A 9633-nucleotide genomic window follows, 5' to 3' on the forward strand; every position below is an offset into this window, starting at 1 on the left:
CTTATAAACAAGGGCGATTAGTTTCATTAAAAAAACGATAAAAGCCCCTGTTTAACCGCTGAAAATAAGGATTTAAGAAGAGGTACAAGAACAATAAATTAAAATATTGTGATATATATAAAAAATATCATGATGCCATATATGCTATATATGGTGAATATTACGATATTCCATAGGACTCATCTTAAATGTTGATTTAAAAATTTTTGCGAAATGCCCTGCATTTTTGTATCCGACTTTTAGAGCGATATGATAAATCTTATCATCCGTATCCTGTAATAAAAGAAGAGCATAATTCATCCGCATTACTTTTAGATACTCGTAAACAGTTGTCCCGTATACTTGTCTAAAAGCCATTTGGAAACGAGAACAGCTCATATTAGCTATTTTAGACAATTCTTCAATAGAAGGATAGGATGAAAGATTATGTTTCATGAATGTAATAACTTTATTCAATGAACGCTTGTCTTTACGATCTAATTTTACAGAAATATGAGGACGATTTTTTTTCATTTCTATCGTGTTTGTTATAAGCGAAAGTATTTCAATTACCTTTCCTTCCATATATAAATTTCTGGTATTTCCAACAGCAGGACAATCTTTTATTTGCTGAAAAACAAAATTTAATTCCGGAGAGTTGGGGTTTTCTACAAGAAAGTCTAAAGCATCTTTTGAGGTTTCATAGGCATTACCAAATCTTTCTTCTAAAAATGAATCAAAGTATTTCTTTGTTATGATTACTTTTGTAAAACAGGTTGATTTGTTTGACTCACAAAAAGCATAGGCACTTTTTCTTGTATTTGCATAACAACAAATTCCCTTATCTACTTGTTTCACTTTTTTTCCGTCTACTTTGAAATAACTGGAATCTGTTTCAAATTGACTGATTTCAAAATATTCTTCTTCTATTTCAGATACCTTTTCAAAATTGTTACTTGGGATAAAGTCGGCAATAATAATTAGAAATTGATTGTGGAAATTCATTACTTGCACACTACCACAACCATATTCGGCATTCATTCGGTAGAAATTATTACCTAATGTTGACTCTTCTTCTATTTTATAAAAATGCAAATTTTGTGGAAGCTCTTCGTAATATTCAATGACTGTTTTTTTCATGAAACACACCTCCTTATCATTATATCATTCTACCATAATTTAATATCACAATCAACCAAATTTATATCACGATATTTTTATTTATTGAACAGTAAAAATGATAAAAATAGCTTAAATAAAGGGCCATATCTATATTTAGACCAGATTATTTATGAAATTCAATATGTTGATTTATTTTTTTCTTTAGCATACCCTATTAGTGATAATAAACGATAAAGAGGTGAGAGAACATGGAAAGACTTGATGAAAAAAACATAAGTATATTTTCATTGTTGAAATATGAAAAAATCAAAATTTTTATAGGTGTATTGTTAGGGATATTCAGTGGAGTTTTATCATTTACACCCTATGTTATCTTGTATCAGATGATTTTATCTTTAATAGGTAAGACTCTAAACATTCATACAGTATTGATGTGGTCATTGGTTATGGTTATATCGACCATCTTACAAAATATTTTGATGTCGGCAACAATGATATGTACTCATGTCGCAGCCTACAACATAATGCACCGTTTAAAAATGGAAGCATTGGAATATCTATCAAAAGTAAATTTGGGATTTTTCAACAATAAATCAACAGGAGAACTAAAAGCAGCGTTATTTGACGATATAGAAAAACTTGAGGTCTTTATAGCACATAATTTAGTTGAGATAATTCAGGCAATAGTAATTCCTGTTATAGCGATTGTATTAATGTTTAATATAAACCTTTGGATGACATTGGTTATGATAATACCCGTTATTGTGGGTGTTTTTTTGCCTACATTCATGATGAGAAAATATCCGGATTTAACAATGAAGTATACCAATACATTTTCGGAGGTGATGGGAGTAACGAATGAATATGTGAACTGTATGTCCATAATAAAAATGTTCGGACTGACAGCAGATAAGTTTGTCGGCTTAAGCAAATCATCAAAAAAATATACTGAATGTCTTAAAGATATGGCTAAATGCTCTTGTTATCCACTCGCATTCACGATTGTAATCTTAGATTCAGGAGTGCTATTTACTTTACCTATTGGAGGCTATTTATATTTAAATAAATTGATTTCATCACAAGAATTACTTGTATTTATGTTATTGACGATGTGTTTTTATAGAACATTTTTTAATTTGTTCAATATCGCTATGGGAAGAATAGAGCTAAATAGCGGGCTTGTAAATATAAAGAAATTATTTTCTGCTCCTGTTGAAAAAAACAGCGAAAAAAGGGTTAAATCAGAATCGTTAGAAATAGAATTTGAAAATGTGAATTTTGGATATGATGAAAACAACTTTGTATTGAAAAATATTTCAATGAAGATAGAGCCTAAATCATTTACTGCATTTGTTGGCGAATCGGGAGCAGGTAAAACGACTGCTGCGACACTGATAGGAAGGTATTGGAATATTGACAGTGGCGAAATTAGAATATCCGGTATTCCAATTAATGAATTAAGTACGGACTCGCTTATGGCATCAATTTCTTTTGTTTTTCAAGATGTATTTATTATGGAGGATACATTATTTGAAAATATCAGAATGGGCTTAAATGTCAATGAAGAAGAAGTATATTATGCTGCCCAAAATGCTCAAATTCACGATTTTATTTCTGGCTTGCCTGATGGATATAAAACTAAAATTGGTGATAAAGGTTTTAAATTATCTGGAGGTCAAAAGCAGAGAATCAGCATTGCAAGAGCGATCTTAAAGGATGCCCCGATTATTATTTTTGATGAAGCGACATCTTATTCCGATATTGAAAATGAACATAAGATTCAAATTGCATTAGGGAACTTATTAAAGAATAAAACAGTGATTATGATTGCTCACAGACTGCACACAATAAAGAAGGCTGATAAAATTGTGGTTTTTGAAAAAGGGAAAATTGTTGAACAAGGGACACATAATGAGCTTATTGATTTAGGCGGACATTATGCAGATATGTGGAATATTTATATACAAAATTATGTTGAGTAGGGGGATAGTATGGTTAAGGATATAAAAAAATTGATAGGAAAAAATTTTGGAAAACTATATTTCCCTATATTTCTTATGTGCTTAGACAGCTTAGGAAGTATGGTGACATATTTTATTTTGTATTTGACGATTATTGATATTTTCAACGGAACATTAAATATGAACGGCGTAGTCAAATATACTGTTGTATGTCTGGCGGCTGTGATACTGAGAATTTTAGCATATAGAAAAAGTTACTTAATGTCTTTTGAAAATTCTTTTGAGATTACAGGAGAATTGAGAATTAAATTAGCTAATCATTTTAGAAAATTAAGTTTAGGATACTTTAATAAAAATAACAAAGGATATTTAATCAATACTTTAACAAATGATTTGACAAGTTTTGAAGGACTACTTTCACACACATTGCCATTCTTAATAAAAATGGCAACGATGTGTATATTTTTGATAATTGGTACATTTTTTATCAATTATAAACTGGCTCTTGCAGAATGCTTTATGATTTTTATTTCCATTCCTATCTTAATCTTTGGAGAAAAAACAGCCAAAACACTGGAAATAGATAAACGAAGGATAAATGAAACTATGATTTCCAATGTACTGGAATATATAGGAGGTATTAAGGTTTTTAGAGCATATAATATGCAGGCATCAAATTTCGAGAGATTAAAAAACAATATGGATTTAGTGAGAAAAAATGGTATTGGCACTGAAATGAAGTTGGCAATACCGACAGCACTATATGCTTCATTAGTGAATTTCATAATTCCAATGACTCTGTTGGGTGGGGGCTATTTATTTTTAGCAGGAGATTTTAAAGGAGAATCACTTATCGCTTTTATGGTTATGGGAATTGCTTTATCAGGGATTTTAAGCTCATTTGAAAGATACTATATTATGCTAAAAAGTCTGAAAATTGCTTCCAATAATTTGAGTGAAGTTATGAAGTATAAAACATTTGACTTCGATAATAAGCAAAATGAAATATATAGCTATTCTGTGGAATTTAAAGATGTTTCTTTCTCATACGATGATAATAAAGAAGTATTGCATAATATAAGTTTTACGGCAAATGAAGGAAGTGTAACGGCTCTAATTGGTGAATCTGGGGCAGGGAAAAGTACAATAATGAATTTAGTTGCAAGATTTTGGGATGTAACAAATGGAGAAATTTTAATTGGCGATAAGAATATTAAAAATATCAATCCTGATAGTTTATTAGCTTCAGTTGGAGCTGTGTTCCAAGAAAATATTTTGTTATCAGATACTATATTTAACAATATTCTGATAGGAAATCCGAATGCAAGTTATGACGATGTAGTAGAGGCTTCAAAAATAGCCTGTTGTCATGATTTTATCGCTTCATTACCGGAGGGATATAATACGAAAGTCGCTGAAGGAGGAACCTCTCTTTCTGGAGGTGAAAAGCAAAGAATTAGTATTGCCAGAGCTATTTTGAAAAATGCTCCAATATTACTATTGGATGAATTTACTGCATCATTAGATGCGGATAATGAAATGAAGATTAACAAAGCCTTTGAGCATTTAATAAAAGGGAAAACAGTGTTTGTTATCGCACATAGACTTCATACGATAAAAAATGCAGATCAAATCATTTTGCTGAATAAAGGAAAGATAGAAGAGATTGGAAATCATGCAGAATTATTTGAGAAAAAGGGTCATTATTACAAGATGATAACAAAACAAATAGAATCAAAAAAAGACTGATGAAGGGAGTATAAAGTGAACGATAAAGTAAAAATTATGAGTGAAGAAAATATAACAAAGGCACTTTTTAAACTTGGGATGCCAATGGTTATAAGTATGTTGGTGATGGCATTATATAATGTCGTGGATACATATTTTGTATCTGGTTTAGGAAAACAAGCAGTTGCCGCTGTATCCGTTGCGTTTCCTATTTCATTAATATTTTCCGGAATAGGTTTAACTTTTGGTGCGGGAGCAGGTTCATATATTTCTCGTTTGTTAGGAGGAAAAAATAAGAAAGAAGCAGATACTGTTGCAACAGTGTCAATATTTTCAAGTGCTGTTATTGGTTTAACAGTAGGATTGATTTTACTTCTGTTTTTAACTGAAGTTCTAAAATTCATGGGTGCTATTCCTTCGATTATGGATATGGCAAAGATATATGCCGGTATATTTATCGCAAGTGCAATATTTAGCACAATAAATGTAACTTCAGGAAATATAGCAGTATCACAAGGAGCGGCTAAAGTTTCTTTGAAAGCAATGATTGTAGGTTCCGTACTTAATATGATTTTAGATCCAGTTTTTATTTATAAGTTTGATTTAGGTGTAAAAGGAGCTGCCATTGCAACTTTAATTTCCCAATTGGTAACAGGTTTAATGTATCTGTTTTATTTCAAAGGAGGGAAAAGTTTTCTTGAAATAAGACTAATTAATTTTAAGCCTACATCCGGTATCTATAAAGAAATTCTAAAAGTAGGAATTTCTATGTTTCTACTACAGGTGTTTTCAAGTATATCTATCAGTAAAATATCTTCGTCTGCATCATTATATGGAGAAGAAGCAATTGCGGCTATGGGAATAGTTCTCAGAATTGTTACATTAGGAACAAATGTAGTGTTTGGATATATGAAAGGATTGCAACCGTTAGCAGGTTTTAATTACGGAGCGAAAAATTATACAAGATTAGATGAGGCAATTAAATGCTGTATAAAATGGACTAATATTTTTTGCGTAGCTTGGACTGTTATTATTTATATTTTTGCACCAAGCATATTATCAATATTTGGAACTGGTGAGGATGTTCTAAAAATTGCGGTTCCTGCATTAAGGGCAGGTGTAATAATGTTTGTTACATTTGGATTTCAATTTACTTACTCTACATTGTATCTTTCAATGGGCAAAGCTCTTGAGGGTGGCTTTTTGAATATTTGTAGACAAGGAATCGTATTTATTCCTATAATTCTGGTTTTGCCCCAGTTTATCGGATTAAACGGTGTTATATACTCTCAAGCTGTTTCGGATTTTATAACAACGCTTATAACAATACCATTTGCAATAAGTGTGCATAAAACAATAAGTAGAAAAAAGAATTCTGAAAAAGTAGGAGTGATTTAATGCATATTTTTAAAGGCGAGGGTGAAGAAAAATGGATTAAATAATGGAGGTAATTGCTATGTATTATTTAGGGTCTGTTATTCATATAGAAAAAAACAATAGCCCTTTTTGATACTGGTAATTATCATAAAAAATTAAATTTAAAATACAGGGAAAGAGCAAGTTTCTTTCATTTTAGAGGACTTATTATGCCTATGTGCAGAAGTCCTCCTTTTTTTGTCTAAAAACGCAGACAAAAAAAGAAATGGAGGAAATAAAATGCCAAAGGAATATTACCTTTATGTCAACGGGCAAAAGGTTAAAGTCAGCGAGCAGATATATAAAGTCTACTGGCGAGAAAAAGAACACGAAAAGTATTTAGAGCAGGTGGACAAGAAAAACCACTTGCTCTTTTTTTCATCATTGGATCATGATGGACACTTTGTAGATAATATTGTTGATGAAAGCGTTGATGTAGAAAAGATTGTGGAAACACAGATGATGATTGAAGCAGTTAGAAATGCTATATCAAGACTTAATGCAGAAGAAAGAGATATTATTGAAAGACTGTATTTCAATGATGAAACGGTTCGTTCAGTGGCAAAGCTCAAAAGTATTACACATCCGGCTTTAATCAAAAGAAGAAACAAAATTCTTGAAAAGTTGAAAAAATTTATCGAAGAACTTTAAAACTTTGGTAACCAAAGGGGTCAAATTTTCCTTATGTAAAGTGAAGGGGAGTTTGACCTCCTTTACTTTCTTGAGTAAGAGATGTGCCTGCTTATGGCAAATAGGAAAATGTAAAGAAAACAATCCCTTTCAAATATTGCTCTTTGACAACTGAATAGACCATGACGGGACTTTTAATTACTTAGTGAGCAAAAGAAATTTTACGCCATAATTTTTCTGCTGAAGAAATTCGGTTTAAATGAATACTGTCAAAGACAAGGATATAAGGAAACGAGCGATAAATAAATTTTCTTAAAGCAAAGAGCGAGGATAACTTTGCAAGTGATGATCTAAGTAATGATAATGATACTTCTTTAGTGAAAGCCGGCTCATCTTAACAGAGGCGGTGGTGAGATTCCAATGTTGCTTATCCTAAGCACCCGTTAATGTCATAAAACTTTAGATAAAATTATATGAGGAGGATTTAGAATGAATAATGAACTATTAAGATATAGCCTCCAATTATCTATGCTGTCTATGTTACTTTCTAAGCACTTGCTCAGTGATATTGAATATAAAAAGATAAAACTAAAGCTGATGAAAAAGTATAATATCTCCACAGAATTATATTTATAATGTTTTGCAAGTGTGGTATAATAGAACTGCATAGAAAGATACAAAAAGGAGGCGGTGCAGTGAAAAAGGATGTTAAAGTTATTAAAGGTGATACCACACTGAAAAGAACTGCATCAGGCTGTGTAGAGCGCTCAATAAAGAGAGTGGCAGCTTATTGCAGAGTAAGTACGGATACCGAAGATCAAATTAACAGCTATAATTCTCAAGTAGAACACTATACAGATTTTATAAAGCAAAACAATGAGTGGACACTTGCAGGAATATATGCCGATGAAGCGATAACCGGTACACAGGTTGACAGAAGAATTGATTTTAAAAGACTAATCAATGATTGTATGAATGGCGATATAGACATGGTAATTACAAAATCTATATCAAGATTTGCAAGAAATACTTTAGATACTTTGAAATATGTTAGAAAGCTAAAGGAATATAATGTTGCGGTATTTTTTGAAGAAGAAAACATCAATACTTTAACGATGGATGGAGAGTTACTTTTAACTATTCTAAGTTCAGTTGCCCAGCAAGAAGTAGAAAATATTTCAGCCAATGTTAAAAAAGGCTTGAGAATGAAGATGGAAAGAGGAGAAATGGTTGGGTTTCAAGGTTGCTTGGGTTATGACTATGATCCGGAAACTAAGAGTATTTCCATAAATGAAAAAGAAGCTGAGATTGTACGATATATTTTCAGAAGATACCTTGAGGGTGTTGGCGGAATGGTTATTTCCAGAGAGCTTGAAGAACAAGGTTATTTATCGCCAAGAGGATATAAAAAATGGACTGAAACTACGGTTTTGGGAATTATTAAGAATGAAAAATACAAGGGCGATCTTCTGATGGGTAAAACATTCACTGTTGATCCTATTTCAAAAAGAAGATTGGATAACTTTGGGGAACAAGATAAATTCTACATTGAAAACCATCATGAGCCTATTATTTCAGAAGAAGATTTTGAAAAGGCTCAGGGAATTAGGTTAAGAAGGGCGAAGAATAGAAATACAGTTGCTAATAATGGTGGAAAAAGAGAAAAGTATTCAAGAAAATATGCTTTCAGCAGTATGCTGGAATGCGGCTTTTGCGGTCATATGCTTTCAAGAAGAAATTGGCACTCAAGTTCTGAATATAAGAAAGTAATTTGGCAATGCGTCAATGCCACTAAAAACGGGAAGAAGCATTGCCCACAAAGCAAAGGCATTGAGGAAGAAGCTATTGAAAAAGCTTTTATGGAAAGTTATCGTCAGGTATGCCACAATAATGTAGAAATTACAAATGAGTTCTTAAAAACTGTGGAAGAAGAACTAAAAGATAATAGCTTAGCAAAGGACTTGAAGAAAATTAGTAATCAACTTGATAAAATACTGAAGAAAGAAAAAGACCTTGTTGAATTAAGGCTTAATGAATCAATCAGTATGGACATATATCAAGAGAAATATAATGAAATATCTATAAGTAAGGAAAAATTGCTTGAAGAAAAAAGAGCATTAGAGATAACTTTGACTGATGAAAAAGCATTGAAGAAAAGGCTGGAGGGGTTTAAGAAGTTACTGGAGTCTAATAAATATCTTGAAGAGTTTGATAGGACAGTATTTGAAAGTATAGTAGACAAAATTATAATTGGCGGGACAAATGATGATGGTGAAATTGATCCGGCAATGATTACTATCATATATAAAACAGGAAAAAAAGACTCTCAAGATGGACGATTATTTAAGAGTAGAAGAAAAAATGCAAAAGCTGTTGAGGAAAATGACAGCAATAAATTGTATCCTCAATCAGGCAACGAGGTCAATAAATTGTGTTCCTATCCAATAGACAACACATGTGGAGAGTGTCGTATTGATGTCAAAATGAGATTTAGTTTAAATTTTACAAAACTAAATAACTGGTAAATTATGTATTAACTAAAGGATAATAATGAGCTTTTTAGAATTTAAAAATAAATTTATAAATAACGTGATAAATCAAAATAGTAATATAAATATACAGAATCTTAAAAATTCTTTAAATAAAATACCTTTGATATTAAAAAATATGGAAGGGAATAGACTCATAATGATTAGGGATTTAATCTGTGATGAAACAATAGGTTTCAATTATATATCAGAAGATATATCTTGCAAATATGATTTTTTTGGAAATGAGCTCATAGTAGGAATAATAT

7 protein-coding genes and 1 pseudogene are annotated in these 9633 nt (G+C 31.3%); 7 read left to right on the plus strand and 1 reads right to left on the minus strand.

All coding sequences use genetic code 11. The annotated features are described in order from the left end of the window. Nucleotides 1–144 precede the first annotated feature (144 nt). Entirely contained in the window at nt 145–1119 is a 975-nt protein-coding gene (locus HMPREF9129_RS02555; protein WP_004820033.1) for a helix-turn-helix transcriptional regulator, read from the minus strand. Nucleotides 1120–1349: 230 nt separating this feature from the next. Between HMPREF9129_RS02555 and HMPREF9129_RS02560 the strand changes: the two genes are divergently transcribed. The 7 genes and pseudogenes from HMPREF9129_RS02560 to HMPREF9129_RS02590 form a co-directional block, all read left to right on the plus strand. After that, nucleotides 1350–3083, plus strand: coding sequence for an ABC transporter ATP-binding protein (locus HMPREF9129_RS02560; RefSeq protein WP_004820034.1), 1734 nt, complete (start codon nt 1350–1352; stop codon nt 3081–3083). 9 nt (nt 3084–3092) lie between these two features. Then, on the plus strand, nt 3093–4811 hold the full coding sequence (locus HMPREF9129_RS02565) for an ABC transporter ATP-binding protein (RefSeq protein ID WP_004820036.1): 1719 nt from the start codon (nt 3093–3095) through the stop codon (nt 4809–4811). 15 nt (nt 4812–4826) lie between these two features. After that, a complete protein-coding gene (locus HMPREF9129_RS02570) occupies nt 4827–6188 on the plus strand; it encodes an MATE family efflux transporter (RefSeq protein ID WP_004820049.1) in 1362 nt (453 codons plus the stop codon). A 258-nt stretch (nt 6189–6446) separates the two neighbouring features. After that, the gene (locus tag HMPREF9129_RS02575; protein WP_040552198.1) at nt 6447–6857 is read left to right on the plus strand and encodes a sigma-70 RNA polymerase sigma factor region 4 domain-containing protein; all 411 of its coding nucleotides are present in this window, start codon (nt 6447–6449) and stop codon (nt 6855–6857) included. A gap of 468 nt (nt 6858–7325) precedes the next feature. Then, nucleotides 7326–7472: a hypothetical protein gene (locus tag HMPREF9129_RS11330; RefSeq protein WP_001058407.1), complete on the plus strand. Its 147-nt coding sequence runs from the start codon at nt 7326–7328 to the stop codon at nt 7470–7472. Between the two features lie 59 nt (nt 7473–7531). Continuing rightward, complete coding sequence (locus HMPREF9129_RS02585; RefSeq protein ID WP_050794611.1) at nt 7532–9361, plus strand: recombinase family protein; 1830 nt, start codon at nt 7532–7534, stop codon at nt 9359–9361. 25 nt (nt 9362–9386) lie between these two features. Next, a pseudogene (locus HMPREF9129_RS02590) lies at nt 9387–9633 on the plus strand (hypothetical protein); the annotation flags it as partial.

The sequence above is a fragment of the Peptoniphilus indolicus ATCC 29427 genome (assembly GCF_000227315.1).
Classification (GTDB): domain Bacteria; phylum Bacillota; class Clostridia; order Tissierellales; family Peptoniphilaceae; genus Peptoniphilus; species Peptoniphilus indolicus.